At 64.0% G+C, this 16187-nt stretch carries 8 protein-coding genes; 3 read left to right on the top strand and 5 right to left on the bottom strand.

Translation table 11 applies throughout. The features are described 5' to 3' along the window. Positions 1–2: 2 nt before the first annotated feature. The 3 genes from PAQ31011_RS03095 to PAQ31011_RS03085 form a co-directional block, all read right to left on the bottom strand. A complete protein-coding gene (locus tag PAQ31011_RS03095) occupies positions 3–3188 on the bottom strand; it encodes an efflux RND transporter permease subunit (protein ID WP_150574420.1) in 3186 nt (1061 codons plus the stop codon). Positions 3189–3279: 91 nt separating this feature from the next. Next, positions 3280–4632: an efflux RND transporter periplasmic adaptor subunit gene (locus tag PAQ31011_RS03090; RefSeq protein WP_150574419.1), complete on the bottom strand. Its 1353-nt coding sequence runs from the start codon at positions 4630–4632 to the stop codon at positions 3280–3282. A gap of 28 nt (positions 4633–4660) precedes the next feature. Beyond that, positions 4661–5608 (bottom strand): alpha/beta hydrolase, encoded by a 948-nt coding sequence (locus PAQ31011_RS03085; RefSeq protein ID WP_150574418.1) that lies wholly within the window; start codon positions 5606–5608, stop codon positions 4661–4663. A gap of 250 nt (positions 5609–5858) precedes the next feature. Between PAQ31011_RS03085 and PAQ31011_RS03080 the strand changes: the two genes are divergently transcribed. Together PAQ31011_RS03080 and PAQ31011_RS03075 are read left to right on the top strand one after the other, a co-directional pair. Further along, complete coding sequence (locus PAQ31011_RS03080; protein ID WP_150574417.1) at positions 5859–6875, top strand: LysR family transcriptional regulator; 1017 nt, start codon at positions 5859–5861, stop codon at positions 6873–6875. A 241-nt stretch (positions 6876–7116) separates the two neighbouring features. Next, positions 7117–8037, top strand: coding sequence for a hypothetical protein (locus PAQ31011_RS03075; protein ID WP_150574416.1), 921 nt, complete (start codon positions 7117–7119; stop codon positions 8035–8037). A 56-nt stretch (positions 8038–8093) separates the two neighbouring features. Here PAQ31011_RS03075 and cphA (PAQ31011_RS03070) read toward each other — a convergent pair whose 3' ends face one another. Beyond that, a complete protein-coding gene (gene cphA / locus PAQ31011_RS03070) occupies positions 8094–10667 on the bottom strand; it encodes a cyanophycin synthetase (RefSeq protein WP_150574415.1) in 2574 nt (857 codons plus the stop codon). 162 nt (positions 10668–10829) lie between these two features. Then, the gene (gene cphA, locus PAQ31011_RS03065) at positions 10830–13463 is read right to left on the bottom strand and encodes a cyanophycin synthetase (protein ID WP_150574414.1); all 2634 of its coding nucleotides are present in this window, start codon (positions 13461–13463) and stop codon (positions 10830–10832) included. 298 nt (positions 13464–13761) lie between these two features. On the opposite strand from cphA (PAQ31011_RS03065), the gene PAQ31011_RS03060 reads away from it, so the two are divergent. Beyond that, complete coding sequence (locus PAQ31011_RS03060) at positions 13762–16179, top strand: cyanophycin metabolism-associated ABC transporter (protein ID WP_246179307.1); 2418 nt, start codon at positions 13762–13764, stop codon at positions 16177–16179. Positions 16180–16187 lie beyond the last annotated feature (8 nt).

The following is a 16187-nucleotide window of genomic DNA, read 5'->3' as shown; positions in this document are numbered from 1 at the left end:
CTTCAGACTTCGGATTTGACGTTGGCGGGCATGGTCGATGCGTGTGCACTATGCAGCGGCTTCTTGCCAGCCAGCGTACGCAGCAGCACGTAGAACACCGGCGTCAGGACCAGACCGAAACCGGTCACACCGATCATGCCGAAGAACACGGCCACACCCATGGCATGACGCATTTCCGAACCTGCGCCCGTCGACGTCACCAGCGGCACCACACCCATGATGAACGCGATGGACGTCATCAGAATCGGGCGCAGACGCAGACGGCTGGCTTCGATAGCGGCAGCGATGGCCGTACGACCCTGCATTTCCAGTTCCCGCGCAAACTCTACGATCAGAATCGCGTTCTTCGCGGATAGCCCCACCAGCACCATCAAACCGATCTGCGTGAAGATGTTGTTATCCCCTCGCGTGAGCCACACACCGAACAGCGCGGACATGATGCTCATCGGCACGATCATGATCACGGCGAGCGGCAGCGTCAGGCTTTCGTACTGCGCAGCCAGCACCAGGAACACCAGCAGCACCGAGATCGGGAACACCCACAGTGCGGAGTCGCCGGCGAGGATCTGCTGATACGTCAGGTCCGTCCATTCGAACTTCACACCGCGCGGCAACGTTTCCGCTGCGATACGTTCCACAGCCGCCTGTGCCTGACCCGACGAGTAACCCGGGGCCGGGCCGCCGTTGATGTCGGCAGCGGTGTAGCCGTTGTAACGCACCACCATTTCCGGACCGTACGTCGGCGAGACTTTCACCAGCGACGAGAGCGGGACCATGTCGCCATTGACGTTACGCGTCTTGAGCAGGCCGATGTCGTCGGCGTGCGCACGATACGGCGCGTCGGCTTGCACCCGGACCTGATACACGCGACCGAACTTGTTGAAGTCGTTCACGTACAGCGAGCCGAGGTAGATCTGCATGGTGTCGAACACGTCGGTGATCGGCACACCGAGCTGCTTGGCCTTCACACGGTCGAGGTCGACGTTGAGTTGCGGCACGTTGATCTGATACGACGAGAACGTCGGGCCCAGTTCCTTCGTCTGCGAAGCCTTCTTGATGAACGCCTGCGTGGCGTCGTTCAGTGCTTCGTAGCCGAGTGCGCCACGGTCTTCCACTTGCAGCTTGAAGCCGCCGAGCGTACCCAGACCCAGCACCGGCGGGGGCGGGAACACGGCAATGAACGAGTCCTTGTTCTTCGAATACTCGCCGTTGAGCTTTGCCGCGATGGCACCGGCCGACAGCGACTTGTCCTTGCGTTCGCTGAACGGCTTGAGCGTGACGAACACGATACCGGCCGACGACGAGTTGGTGAAACCGTTCACCGACAGACCCGGGAACGCCACGGCGTTCTTCACGCCAGGGGTCTTCAGCGCGATTTCCGACATATCGCGAATCACCTTGTCGGTGCGGTCGAGCGATGCACCGTTAGGCAACTGGGCGAAGGCGATCAGGTATTCCTTATCCTGCGCCGGCACGAAGCCACCTGGGACCACCTTGCCGAGCAACATCGTGACGCCGAGCAGCACCGCGAAGATCGCCATCATGACGGCCTTGCGACCGATCACGCGGGTCACACCCTGACCGTACTTCTCCGAACCACGATGGAACACGCGGTTGAACGCGGCGAAGAAACCACCCAGATAACGATTCATCTGACGCGTGAGCCAGTCCGGCTTGGCGTGATGGTCCTTGAGCAGCAGGGCGGCCATGGCCGGGGAGAGCGTCAGCGAGTTGAAGGCCGAGATCACCGTCGAGATGGCGATGGTCATGGCGAACTGCTTGTAGAACTGACCCGTCAGCCCCGACATGAACGCGAGCGGCACGAACACGGCGACCAGCGTCAGCGCGATGGCGATAATCGGCCCGCTCACTTCACGCATCGCCTGATACGTCGCTTCCTTGGGCGATAAGCCCGCCGCGATATTCCGTTCGACGTTTTCCACCACCACGATCGCATCGTCCACCACGATACCGATGGCGAGCACCATCCCGAACAGCGACAGCGCGTTGATCGAGTAGCCGAAGCCGAGCAGCAGGGCGAACGTACCGACGATGGACACCGGCACGGCGAGCAGCGGAATGATCGACGCACGCCATGTTTGCAGGAACACGATCACCACCAGCACCACGAGGGCGATGGCTTCGAGCAGCGTGTGCACCACGGCTTCGATCGACGAGCGAACGAACTGCGTCGGGTCATACGCGATTCGGTATTCCACGCCCGGGGGCATGTCCTTTTGCAGGTCGGCCATCGCGGCACGGACGTCGTCCGAAATTTGCAGCGAGTTCGCGCCCGGCGACTGGTTGATACCGAGGCCGATGGCCGGCTTGTTGTCGAGCAACGAGCGCAGGCTGTACGACGACGCGTCGAGTTGCACGCGGGCCACATCGCTCAGGTGCGTGACGGCGCCGTCCGGCGAGGTCTTCAGAATGATGTCGCGGAACTCTTCTTCCGTGTTCAGACGACCGCGCGTATTCACGTTCAACTGCAACGGCGTGTTCGGGCCGGCAGGCGTTGCGCCGATCACACCGGCAGCCACTTGCACGTTCTGTTCGCGAATCGAGCGCACCACGTCCGACGCCGTCAGGCCGCGCTGTGCGACCTTGGCCGGATCGAGCCAGACACGCATCGAGTAGTCACCTGCACCCCACATCTGCACTTCACCCACGCCCTTGATTCGCGAGAGGCGATCCTTGACGTTGATGAGCGCGTAGTTGCGCAGGTAGGTCATGTCGTAACGGTCGTTCGGCGAGATCAGGTGCACGACCATCGTGAGCGTGGGCGAGGACTTGATCGTCGTCACACCGAGACGCTGCACGTCGTCAGGCAGGCGCGGCAGCGCTTGCGAGACACGGTTCTGCACGAGCTGCTGCGCCTTGTCCGGGTCGGTGCCCAGGCGGAAGGTCACGGTCGTGGTGAGGTTGCCGTCGCTGTTGGCCTGCGACTGCATGTACAGCATGTTTTCCACACCGTTGATCTGCTCTTCGAGCGGAGATGCAACGGTCTCGGCGATCACCTTCGGGTTCGCGCCGGGGTATTGAGCGTGCACGACGACCGACGGCGGAACCACTTCCGGGTATTCCGAAATCGGCAGCTGGAACACGGCGATCAGGCCGGCCAGCAGCGTGAGGACCGAAAGCACGCCCGCAAAAATGGGCCGGTCGATGAAAAATTTTGAGATGTTCATGACGAAACTCTGGGGTGTCGTTCAGCGTGCAATGTTGCTGTGTGCCTGCACGCGCATTTCTCGCATCAAGTGCTCGACAGTCGTTGCGAACTTACGAACGCGAAGCGGTTTTCGCCGCGGCTTTCGTGGCGGCAACCGATTGCGTCTTGCTGTCGTTCTGCGAAGTTTTCTGCGTAGTCGGTGCGTCGTTAGCGGCGGCTGCGGGCGCCGGGGCAGGGGCCTTGGCGGCGTCTGCTGCACCGGTCGCTGCCCCAGTCGCTGCAACGGCCGTCGGTGCGATGTCGTGCGCGTCGCCCGTGTCGCCGGCCATCTTCACGACCTTCGGCGTAACGGCGTCGCCCGGACGGATGCGTTGCAGACCGTTCACCACGATGCGCTCGCCGTCCTTCAGGCCGCCGGCGATTTCCACGAGACCGCCGTGGCGTTCGCCCAGCTGCACTTCGCGGTACTGCGCCTTGTTGGCCTGATCGACCACCATCACGTACTTCTTGCTCTGGTCGGTGCCGACAGCGGCTTCGTCCACCAGCAGGGCCGGGTGCGGCTCGCCGCCACCGACGCGAATCCGTGCATACAGCCCCGGGACGAGCGCGCCATCGGCGTTGTCGAAGCGCGCACGCACGCGGATCGTGCCGGACGTGGTGTCGAAGCGGTTATCCACCGAGTACACCGTGCCCTTGCGCGAGTAACCCGACTCGTTGGCGAGACCCAGATCGACCGGCACGCCGTTCGTCTTGGTGTCCTTCGAGAGATAGCGCAGGTACGTTTGCTCGTCGACGTCGAAGGCCGCGTAGATCGGCGAGACGGACACCACCGTCGTCAGCGCGGGCGATTGCGCACCTGCCGAGACGGTGTTGCCCACGGTGATTTCCGCACGCGAGACGCGACCGGCCACCGGGGCCACGATCTGCGTGTAGCCGAGGTTGATGCGGGCCGTTTCCAGCGCAGCTTGCGAGGCCTTCACGTTGGCGACGGCTTCGCGTGCAGCGTTTTCCTTCTGATCGAAGTCCTTCTTCGCGATGGCGTTATCCGCGATCAGTCGCTGCGCACGCGCGAGGTCGGTGCTGGTGAAGACGTCACGCGCCTGAGCGGACGCGAGTTGCGCGGCGGCGCGGTCGACTTCCGCCGCGTACGGACGCGGATCGATCGTAAACAGGGCGTCGCCCTTCTTCACGAGCTGGCCGTCCTTGAAATGCACGGCGGTGATGGTGCCTGACACGAGCGGCTTGATATCGACGCGATCCACAGCGTCGAGACGGCCGGAGTAGCTCTGCCAGTCGGTGACGGTGCGCGAGAGGACGTTGGCAACGTCGACTTCGACGGTTGGCATGACTTGCGCGGCGGGCGTGCTGGCATCGACGCGCACGACAGTGAGCGTGCCGATGGCCAGGAGCGCGGCCGTGGCGGCAGCGGCGATAAGTACGGGTTTGCGAGCGAGGGTGGTCATTATTCAAATCTCCGGGATCGGATTGGACTCACTGGGTAGAGCCGGTGGCAGGCAGTGCCAGCCGACGTGTCAGGAAGGTGGCCACCTCCCGCAGCGCTGCGGGCAGGGCGGCCAGGCCGTAATGGGACGCGCTGCGATGGCGCGTGACTTCTGTCGGCACGCCGGCCGCGATGAGTTCGGCAGCGTATTTTTCAGCTTCGACGTGCAACAGGTCGTGTTCGGCGGAGGCGATCAGCGTGGGCGGCAGGCCCGCGAGACGGCGCGATTCCAGCGGTGCGGCGTACGGATGCAGACGCTGCGTGGCATGCGGCAAGTAGGCGCGATAGCAACGGGCGCACTCGCTCGCTTCGATGTCGCTGGGCGTGCGGCCATCGGCCAGACGCGTCATGCTGGGATCGAGCAGCGGTGCGAGCAGCGCTTGCGCCGATACCGTGATTTCGCCCCGATCGCGGGCAATCATCGTGAGGGCGGCGGCGATGTTGCCGCCAGCGTCGTGCCCGGCCACGGCCAGACGGCGCGGGCTGGCACCGTATCGGCGCGCGTGACGATGCAGCCAGAGGGCGGCGCACCAGGCGTCTTCGGGCGCCGCCGGGAACGGGTGTTCGGGGGCGAGCGAGTAACCGACCGAGACGACCAGCGCCGGGACGTTCGAGGCGAGGTAGCGCGCGGCAGCGTCGCCATCGTCAAGCGAACCCTTGCAAAAACCGCCGCCGTGGAAGTACAACACGGCGGGCAGGTGCGCTTCGAGCGGAACCACGACACCCGGCTGACCGGCGTGCGCGTCCGCCGCGCCCGGCGTGGCGAGGCCGACCGGCCGGTAAAGGCGCAGCGTGACCGGCGCCGAATGGCCCGGGATGCTGACCTCTTCGATGCGCAGTCCGTCGTCCGTCCTGGACAGCGTTCCGGTCTTACCGGCTTTGCCCGGCTTATCCGGTTGAGTCGGCTTTCCCGAGGGCGACTTGGCGTTGGCTGACATATGGCTTCGGGTTCGCGCGAGCGATACCCCTCTGATGACATTCGATGGAGCGAAGTCTAGAGGCCACGGACATTGGGATAAACGCCTATAATTTGGCAACACTGTTCGGCCAGCTCGACTAATCGGTCTCGGCCTTATGGGCATTGGCTTATGCCGTCGACCAATAAGCATATGCAGTTTCGACGGAGGCAAAATTTCGCAGATTTCGCCTGTTCGGCCAGTGCAACAGTGTCTTCAATGGGGAAATATCATGGATCGCTTGCAAGCGATGCAGGTCTTCACGCGGGTGGTCGAGGCGAACAGCTTCTCGCGTGCCGCCGACAACCTCGGGTTGCCGCGTACCTCGGTGACCACGATCATTCAGAATCTGGAGTCGCATCTGGGCACGCGTTTGCTCCAGCGTACGACCCGCAGACTCAACCTGACGCCGGACGGCGCGGCCTATTACGAGCGCTGCCTGCGCATCCTCGCGGATATCGAAGAGACGGAGTCGTCTTTCCGCGAGAGCAGCCAGCGCGTGCGTGGCAAGCTGCGCATCGATATGCCGGGCTCACTCGGCAAACTCGTTGTGCTGCCGTCACTGTGCGAATTTCACGACCGCTATCCGGAAATCGAATTGATGGTCGGCATGGGCGACAAGCCCGTCGACCTGATTCAGGAAGGGGTGGATTGTGTGTTGCGCGTGGGCACGCTTCAGGATTCGAGCCTCGTCGCGCGGCGTGTGGGCATGTTTCAGAGCCTGACGTGCGCGTCGCCGGCTTACCTTGAGCGCATGGGTATGCCGCATACGCTGGACGACCTTCAGCGTCACACGGCGGTGCACTATTTTTCGAGCCGCACGGGCCGCGTGATCGAAGAGCAGTTCGTCGTCGACGGCAAGGAAGTCGAAATCCACATGCAGGGGTCGGTGGCGGTGAACGACGCCGAGGCGTATCTCCAACTCGGGCTGTCGGGTTTCGGCACCGTGCAACTGGCGCGCTTCATGGCGTTGCCGTATCTGCAATCCGGGCAGTTGGTCGAGATCCTGCATCAATGGAAACCGCCGCCCATGCCGATTTCGGCGGTGTACCCGCATAACCGTCATCTGTCGCCAAAAGTACGCGTATTTGTCGACTTCATCGCTGAAATCTTCGAGCGCTGTCCGTTGCTTCAAGGGCTCGACGAAACGGCCGGTCAGTGCAAACCGACCGTGGCCGCCGCCGACGACGGCGACAATCGCTGGGCAGCATACGGCACGGAAATGGCACCGCAGGAAGTGGTTGTTTGAGCGATTTCTGCACGCGTGTGAAAGGGCCCTAATGGAAAAATTGGGCTCTTTCACCGCAAACAGATGGGGACGGTCCTATCCGTCCCCCGCTCAATATGACCTCGACGTTATCGACGGATGACCGTCTGCCGTTTGCACTGCCTCGCTGTCTGACTGCCCCGACCGTCATCGGTGGTGCCGATTTTCACCACTACACCTGCCCGCTGACCGCCTCGAATCCGCCGCCGCGCAAAGGGCCGCGATGATTACGGGCGCAATTCACGCGCTCAGAAGCGCACTCAATCCGTGCCGGAATCTTGAAGCGCCGTCTGCCCATCTCACGCAGGCGATGAACACCTTGCAACAGTGCCTGCAAGACTGTTCTCCAGGGTCTGCCGAACTCACCAAAGCGATAGAGCGGGTCGAAGCTGCGTTCACCAAGAACGACGGCTGGAAATTCATCAAACACTGCTTTGAGCGCGATGTCGATCGCGCAACGTTTGTCCGACGCCTCGTGCGTAATCACGTCTCGACGACGCCGGTCGGCTTCGAGCACGTTCGCCGCACGATGTCGGAGGCACAACTCGACATCTACGCGACACAACTCAGCCGTGCGCTAAAGCCGCATATCCGTGCGGAAATCATCAGCCGATGGTCGCAATCCGAAGACACGGGCCTGCATCTGACCGACGGCAAGTTCATCGCTGTCGGTATTCCCGGTACAGATATGCGCCTTTCGCTCATGGATGGCGGGTTTTCGTACCGGGGGCTGGACCTCACGCAGGCCGAGGCCACGCAGTTGTTGATGACGCGCCCGGAGGGGATGCCCCCTGATGCCACCTTGCTGGCGTTGATGCCTGAGCTGACGGAGGACCACGCGGCGTCCAACTTCCGAATCGTAGGCGAGGCAGTCGGGGGTGACGGCAGCCTATTGCTTGGGTTGGACAGGGAGGCGGTACATCGGGTCGCCTCCGCAGCACACGATGCCCTCGCTGGAATTACCGGTTCGCTTGTAGAGCGCGAGTCGATGGCGCGGTTCTTCCATTGGGTGGGCGACGATATTCGGGCGGCGCAATCGAGGCAGATGATCGCGACGATAATGGGGCGAACCGCAGGCGGGGAGGTAGCGATGTCGCTGCCCTTCACCGCACAGCACGTGTGCAAGCAAAGGGCAGGAATCTAATGCAGGGAGCGGGCGCTCCCTGACGGCGGCTCAGCGAGCGCTGGCCTCAACTAGCTTCAACCAGCCTCGCCAACGCGTTGTGCGATGTGTGCGAGGGCTTCGTCGACCTGGTCGATGAGGATCAGGCACAGATCGCCGGGTTGCAGACGGGCGAGGGCGGTGTCGATGGCGATGAACTCGCCGTTGATCTCGTCGACGTAGCTCGTGCGACGTGCGTCGACCAGTCCTTCACGCAGCAGGCGGATGACTTCGCCGTCTTCACGGCCGCGCTGGCACTGGTCCTGATAGAGCAGCACGTCGTCGAACGCACCGCCCAGGATTTCGGTCTGACGGCGAATGTCTTCGTCCCGACGGTCACCCGCACCCGAAATCACCACCGAGCGACGACGCGCCGGCATGGTTTCGATGGCCTGCGTGAGCGCGGCGATGGCGTCCGGGTTATGGCCGTAGTCGGCAATGACCGTTGCGCCCTTGTAATCGAACACGTTGAAGCGGCCCGGGGCCGTACCGGCATCGTTCACGAAGGTCGCGAGGCCAGCGCGAATCGTGGCCGGATCGATATGCAACGCCCATGCCGCACCGATGGCGGCCATCGCGTTCTCGACCTGGAAGCCGATGGCGCCGTTGCGCGTGAGCGGAATCGCCGCCAGCGCGTAGCGGGTTTCTTCGCTGCCGTGTGCCGTCACGATGTGAGCGCCGTCGACATACACCACGCGCTTGCCCTTGGCGCGGTGCGTGGCGAGCACCGGATGCGTGGCGTCGGCCGTGAAATAGGTCACGTCGCCCGGGCAGGCGTCGGCCATGCGCGCGACCATCGGGTCGGCGGCGTTGAGCACGGCCATACCGCGCGGTGCGACGTTGCGCACGATCACGCTCTTGAGCACGGCGAGGTCTTCGACCGTGTTGATGTACGACAGGCCGAGGTGGTCGCCCATGCCGATGTTGGTCACCACGGCGACGTCGCAACGGTCGTACGCCAGACCTTCACGCAGCAGGCCGCCACGCGCTGTTTCGAACACGGCGGCGTCGACGTCCGGGTGCATCAGCACATTGCGCGCGCTGCGCGGGCCGCTGCAATCGCCGGTGTCGATACGCTGACCGCTGATGTAGATGCCGTCCGTACCGGTCATGCCGACACGCAGGCCTTGCTGACCGATGAGGTGTGCAATCAGGCGAACCGTGGTGGTCTTGCCGTTCGTGCCCGAGGCCGCCACGAGGGGAATGCGGCCGTCGTCGCCGTCGTCGAACATGGTCGAGACGATGGCTTCGCCGACCGCGCGACCCTTGCCGTACGACGGCTGAAGGTGCATGCGCAGGCCGGGGGCGGCGTTGACTTCGACAATGCCGCCGGCCTGATCTTCGAACGGCTTGATGACGGTTTCGCACACGGCGTCGACGCCGGCGATGTCCAGACCGACCTGCTGAGCGGCCGCAACGGCGCGGGCGGCGATTTCGGGGTGGACGTCGTCCGTCACGTCGGTGGCGGTGCCGCCCGTCGACAGGTTGGCGTTGTTACGCAGCACGATGCGCGCACCGGCATCCGGCACGGAATCGGCGTTCAGGCCTTGCTTGGCGAGCGTCGCCAGCGCGATGTCGTCAAAGCGAATCTTGGTCAGCGACGTGGCATGGCCTTCACCACGGCGCGGGTCGGCGTTCACCGCCTCGACCAGTTGACGCACGGTATGCACGCCGTCGCCCGTGACTTGCGGCGGATCGCGGCGGGCGGCGGCCACGAGCTTGTTGCCGATGACCAGCAGACGGAAGTCGTGACCCGGGATGTAGCGCTCGATGATGACGTCGCGGCTGATGTCCTGCGCGGCTTCGAACGCCTTCTCGATTTCTTCGCGCGTACGCAGACGCACGGCCACGCCCTTGCCCTGGTTGCCGTCGCGCGGCTTGACCACGACCGGGGCGTCGATTTCCTGCACCAGCTTCCACGCGTCTTCGATGTCGCGCACCGTGCCGCCAAGCGGCACCGGCACACCGGCCGCGTGCAGCAGCGTCTTGGTGAGATCCTTGTCCTGTGCAATCGACTCGGCCACGGCCGACGTGCGGTCGGTCTCGGCGGCCTGAATGCGGCGCTGCTTGCTGCCCCAGCCGAATTGCACCATCGACCCTTCGGTCAGACGGCGATACGGAATGCCACGCGCAACGGCAGCGTAGACGATCGAGCCGGTCGACGGGCCGAGGCGCACGTCTTCGTCCAGATCGCGCAAGCGGTAGAGGGCGTCGGCCAGATCGAACGGGCCATCTTCGAGAGCGGCGTGAATCAGTTGCTGCGCCAGGTCGAAGGCGAGACGTCCCACCGGCTCTTCGCTGTACTGCACCACCACCTGGAACGTACCCGGTTCGATGGTTTGCGTCGTCTGGCTGAAGGTCACGGGGCAACCGGCGGCGGCTTGCAGATGCAGCGCCGTGGTGGCCAGCGCGTCGGCCAGCGAGACCGGACGCTCTTCAGCGTCGGGCGTGAGCGCGGGCAGCTCGGGGAAGCGTGCGCGCAGTCGGGCCTCGAAACCGGCCAGATTGCCGATCGAGTATTCCAGATCGGTGCACGTCACAATTGCCTCGATGGCGGTGTGACGGCTCCAGAGGTTCGGCCCGCGCAATGCGCGGATGCGGGAGACTTCCATAAATTGCAATCCCTGTCTGTCCACTTCGCGTCCCTGTATATCTCAATATGGCAGATGCTTGGCGAGAAAAACGACTGTGGCTAGGTATCTGGTGACTATCTATATAGAGACGGCGGTGGCAGAGATGTCTGCCGGCCGCCGCTCGTCAGTTTCGTATCCGGCTCAGGCCGCCAGTGCGCGCATCGGCTGACCCATCCACAAATGGACGAGATCGAGCATCGCGGCGGCACCGCCTTCGTCGGCTTGCAACACGAGCAGATCGCCGCTCGTGAGCTGGGCCAGCGCGGCTTCGGCAGCGGCACGGCGCTCACCGGCGTCCGTCACCTGGACCTTGCGACCGGCAGCATCGATGCCTGCACGCAGCTGAGCGCGCGACTCGGACGACTCGCGCTTGCGGGCAACGCTCAGGTCGTCGCACAGCACCACGCGCTCGAACGTCTGCGCCAGAAGCTTGCCTTCGGCCTGAAGGTCTTCGTCCATACGATCTACACCCGGGCCGTAGACCACCGAGCGGCGCTCGGCGGGCAGGGTGGCGAGGGCAGCCGCCAGTGCCGTGAGGGCCGGGGCATTATGAGCGTCGTCGACGATCACCGTCGCGCCTTGCTTCTCGAACAGCGTGAAGCGGCCCGGGGCATCGACCTGACCGACGTCGAACGTCGTCACACCGGTGCGCAGGATATCCAGCGCCACGCCCATCGACCACGCCGCGGCCACGGCGGCCAGCACGTTCTCGATCTGGAAGGCGACACGTCCGGCGTAGGTCAGCGGCATGTTGGCCGTTGCGCCGATGGCCGCTTCTTCCGTGCCGGTCGCGAGGATCACCTGGCCGTTGCGCACGAAGACGGCTCGCTTACCCAAGGCGCGGTGCGCCACGATGGCCGGCAGTTGCTCGTCCAGACCGAAGAAGATCACGTCGCCGTCGCACAGCTCGGCCATTTCCACGACCAGCGGGTCACGGGCATTGAGGACTGCCACGCCGTCGGGCAGCACAACGTCGACTTGCGTACGCAGCACGCTGAACATGCGGTCGACGTCTTCGACGAAGTACTGACCGAGATGGTCGGGACGGTCGATGTTCGTGACGATGCCGACCTGACAACGGTCGTAGGCCAGGCCCTCGGACAGGATGGCGGTGTTGTCGTTTTCGAAGATGGCAGCGGTCACACTGGCATTCATCAGCACGCGGTTCGCGGCGTCCCAGTTGGCGCGGTCGCCGCCTTGCACCAGACGCTTGTCGAGGAACAGGCCATCGCTGCAAGCGAGACCCGTGTGCTCGCCTGCCAGTTGCAGCAGGTGCGCGAGCAGGCGTGCGGTGACGGTCTTGCCGTTCGTGCCGGTAATGCCGACGACCGGGATGCGGCCGGCGTCGCCATCGGGGAACAGATGGTCGACGATGGCGCGACCGACCGGGCGCGGTGCGCCGTCAGCCGGTTTCAGATGCATGAGCAGGCCGGGACCGGCGTTGACTTCCACGATTGCGCCGCGTTGTTCGGCGAGTGGACGGGAAATGTCTTCAGCGACCAGATCCACACCGGCGATGTCCAGACCCACGATGCGGGCGGCCAGCGACGCATGCGCGGCCACGCTCGGGTGAACGCGGTCGGTCACGTCGAAGGCGACGTTGCCGTTGCGCTGGATCAGGACGTTCTTGCCTTCCGGCGGCACGGCGTCGGCGTCGAAACCCTGACGCTTGAGTTCGAGGCGGGCCGACGAATCGATACGCACGCGATTGAGCGGCTGGTCTTCGGCGCTGCCGCGACGCGGATCGCTGTTGATCTGGATCTCGATGAGTTCCGAGACGGTGTGCTTGCCGTCGCCGGTCACGGAGGCCATCTCGCCCATCGCGGCGGCGACCACACGGCCACCCACGACCAGCAGACGGTGTTCCAGACCCGTGACGAAGCGCTCGACGATCACGCCGTTGCCTTCTTCGAGGGCCACACCGAACGCGGTCGTGACTTCTTCTCGTGTGGTGAGATTGATGAACACGCCACGACCGTGGTTGCCGTCGTACGGCTTCACGACCACGGGCAGGCCGATGTCCTCGGCGGCTTCCCAGGCGTCTTCCGCGCTGTCGACCAGACGGCCTTCCGGCACGGGCACGCCGCAAGATTCGAGCAGTTGCTTGGTCAGGTCCTTGTCGCGCGAGATGCTTTCAGCGATGGCGGGGGTGCGGTCGGTCTCGGCCGTCCAGATGCGACGGGCGGCAGCGCCGTAACCCAGTTGCACCAGATTGCCGTCGGACAGACGCAGATGGGGGATGTCGCGGTCGTCGGCGGCGTCGACGATGCACGCCGTGCTCGGACCGAGACAATGTTTGTCGACCAGGCCGCGCAGTTCTTCGACGGCGGCTTCGACGTCGTACGGGCGGTCTTCGATGGCGGCCATGACCAGATCGCGGGCCGCAAACAGGGCGGCGCGGGTCACATCTTCATGCCAGGCGCGCACGATCACCTTGTAGACGCCCGAAATCGGGGTCTCGCGTGCCTTGCCGAAGCCACCGGGCATGCCGGCGAGGTTCTGGAGTTCGAGCGTGACGTGCTCGAGGATGTGGCCGGGCCACGTGCCTTCGCGAAGGCGCTGGAGGAAGCCGCCGCGCTCGCCGATGCTGCAACGGTGTTCGATGAGCGTCGGCAGCCATTCGGACAGCCGTTCGGGGAACCCCGGGATCTTGTTAGACGGGAACTCTTCCAATTCCCCGATATCGACCCATGCCTCAAGCACCGGCCGATATGTCCACATATTCGGTCCGCGCAGCGACAGGACATCGAAAATCTCAATGTCTTTCTTTTTCATCTAAGGCTTTAATTCACGCGTCAGGGCTGGTACATAAAAGCCGGCAAGGCCGATTTCATGCGGCACAGCCGGTCGCGCTCTTTCAGTTAACTGGATGCTTAACGCAAAAAATCCGTAAACGGTTGACACCCGCAACAATATTTCGATGTTGCACCGTGTCATGCGGGAACTCCGTGCCGCAAAAAGCGTCGCTGTGGTTATACTTGCGGCAATTTTGCGGACCTGACAGGGAAAGTCCGCGTCGATTTTTCTCCGTTTGCCTCGATGTCCGCCCCTTGAGGACACGTCTGCCGCATCAATGACCGACACCTCTGCCGCCACCCCGTCCGACGCCTCTGCGGATTCGCCCGCGCAAACCTCCCTTGCGTCCCCTGTGTCTTCCTCGTCCGCCCGGAACGCCGCCGCCGAACCCTGGTACCCGGATCTCGCCGCGCAACTGGCCGACGGGGAGACGGTGCTCGCCTGGCTGCCCATCGATCTGGACGCACAGTTGCACTTCGCCCGGGGCGTGGTCGTCGCGACCGAGCGTCGGGTGTTGGCGCGCGAGGCGCGGCGCGACGGCGGGTCGAGCCAGTCGTCATGGCAATCGTGGCCGTACCACGCCGGGCTGTCGCTCACCCATACGGACCACGCGGGCGTGGGCTCGCTGGAGTTGTGCGACGCGCGTCAGAAGCTGGTGAACTGGCGTTACACGCTCGGCCACAATCCGGCCGCGCTCACGCTGATGGACACGATCGTGCGTCAGCGCGACATCCATGTGGCCGGTCACGCGGCGGTGCATGAGGCGGAAGAGGCGGGCGTCTGCCCGATCTGTCAGGCGGAACTGCCGCCCGGCGTGGACGAGTGCCCGCAGTGCAATCCTGAGGTAGAAGCCCCGCCGTCGACATGGGCATTGCTCCGATTGTGGCGTTTCGCCCGGCCGTATCGCTTTCAGTTATTGGCCGGTTTCCTGCTGACGCTTTGCGCCACGGGCGCCACGTTGATCCCGCCGTATCTGACGATGCCGCTCATGGACAACGTGCTGATCCCGTTCCAGAACGGCAAGCCCATCGATTACCACCTGGTGGGAATGTATCTGTCCGGTTTGCTGGGGGCCGGTCTTGTCGCGTGGGTGCTCGGTTGGGCGCGCACGTATCTGCTCGCGAAGGTGTCCGAGCGCATCGGCGCGGACCTGCGCACGGCAACGTACTCGCATCTGCTGCGGCTCTCGCTGGAGTATTTCGGCGGCAAGCGTACGGGCGATCTGATGGCGCGTATCGGCTCGGAGAGCGACCGCATCTGCGTGTTCCTGTCGCTGCACTTGCTGGACTTCGCGACCGATGTGCTGATGATCGTCATGACGGCGGTCATTCTGGTGTCGATCAACCCGTGGCTGGCGGTCGTGACGCTGTTGCCGCTGCCGTTCATCGCGTGGCTGATTCATCTGGTGCGCGACCGTTTGCGTCACGGCTTCGAGAAGGTCGACCGGATCTGGTCGGAAATCACCAATGTGCTCGCCGATACGATTCCGGGCATTCGTGTGGTCAAGGCGTTTGCGCAGGAGAACCGCGAGGTCGCGCGCTTCAAGGAAGCCAACCGCCACAACCTGATGGTCAACGACCGGGTGAACAAGGTCTGGTCGTTGTTCACGCCGACGGTGACGTTCCTCACCGAAGTGGGCCTGCTGGTGGTCTGGATCTTCGGGATCTGGCAGGTTTCGAAGCACGAAATCACGGTCGGGGTGCTGGCCGCGTTCCTGACCTACATCAGCCGCTTCTATACGCGTCTCGATTCGATGAGCCGCATCGTTTCGGTCACGCAGAAGGCGGCCGCAGGCGCCAAGCGCATCTTCGACATCCTCGATCACGTCTCGAACGTGCCGGAGCCGGTCAATCCGGTGCATCTGAAGGAAGTGAAGGGCGCCATCGACCTGCGCGACATCGGTTTCCGCTACGGCAACCGCGCAGTGATTCGTGGCATGGATCTGCGCATTGCACCGGGCGAGATGATCGGTCTGGTCGGTCACAGCGGCTCGGGCAAGAGCACGCTGGTGAACCTCATCTGCCGCTTCTACGATGTGGCCGAAGGATCGATCCAGATCGACGGCGTGGACATTCGCGCGCTGCCGGTGTCGGACTTCCGTCGCAACGTCGGTCTGGTGTTGCAGGAGCCGTTCCTGTTCTTCGGCACGATTGCGGAGAACATCGCTTACGGCAAACCGGACGCAACGCGTGCCGAGATCGTGGCGGCCGCCCGCGCGGCGCACGCGCACGAGTTCATTCTGCGTCTGCCGCATGGCTACGACTCGCTCGTGGGCGAGCGCGGTCAGGCGCTGTCGGGCGGCGAACGTCAACGTATCTCCATCGCCCGCGCGCTGCTGATCGATCCGAGAATTCTGATTCTCGACGAGGCGACGTCTTCGGTCGACACGGCCACGGAGAAGGAAATTCAGAAGGCGCTCGACAACCTTGTGAAGGGACGCACGACCATCGCCATTGCGCACCGCTTGTCGACGCTGCGCAAGGCCGACCGGCTCGTGGTGCTCGATCGCGGCAAGATCGTCGAAGTGGGCAACCACGACGAACTGATCGCGCGCGAAGGCGCGTACTACAAGCTCTATCAGGCGCAGCAGCGCAATGTGGATACGGATGTCGACGAGGTCATCGCCTCGGCCGAAGCCGCTGCCACGGTCGCTGCCGTGACCGCTGCGCCGGCACAGCCGCTGTCCATCAATTAATCGCCGAT

This window comes from Pandoraea aquatica, assembly GCF_902459565.1.
Lineage (GTDB): Bacteria > Pseudomonadota > Gammaproteobacteria > Burkholderiales > Burkholderiaceae > Pandoraea > Pandoraea aquatica.
This window is presented reverse-complemented; position numbering and strand designations above follow the sequence as displayed.

Coding starts and splice junctions, on each gene's coding strand:
- PAQ31011_RS03095 (WP_150574420.1), bottom strand. CDS start 3,188: ATGAACATCTCAAAATTTTTCATCGACCGGCCCATTTTTGCGGGCGTG.
- PAQ31011_RS03090 (WP_150574419.1), bottom strand. CDS start 4,632: ATGACCACCCTCGCTCGCAAACCCGTACTTATCGCCGCTGCCGCCACG.
- PAQ31011_RS03085 (WP_150574418.1), bottom strand. CDS start 5,608: ATGTCAGCCAACGCCAAGTCGCCCTCGGGAAAGCCGACTCAACCGGAT.
- PAQ31011_RS03080 (WP_150574417.1), top strand. CDS start 5,859: ATGGATCGCTTGCAAGCGATGCAGGTCTTCACGCGGGTGGTCGAGGCG.
- PAQ31011_RS03075 (WP_150574416.1), top strand. CDS start 7,117: ATGATTACGGGCGCAATTCACGCGCTCAGAAGCGCACTCAATCCGTGC.
- cphA (WP_150574415.1), bottom strand. CDS start 10,667: ATGGAAGTCTCCCGCATCCGCGCATTGCGCGGGCCGAACCTCTGGAGC.
- cphA (WP_150574414.1), bottom strand. CDS start 13,463: ATGAAAAAGAAAGACATTGAGATTTTCGATGTCCTGTCGCTGCGCGGA.
- PAQ31011_RS03060 (WP_246179307.1), top strand. CDS start 13,762: ATGACCGACACCTCTGCCGCCACCCCGTCCGACGCCTCTGCGGATTCG.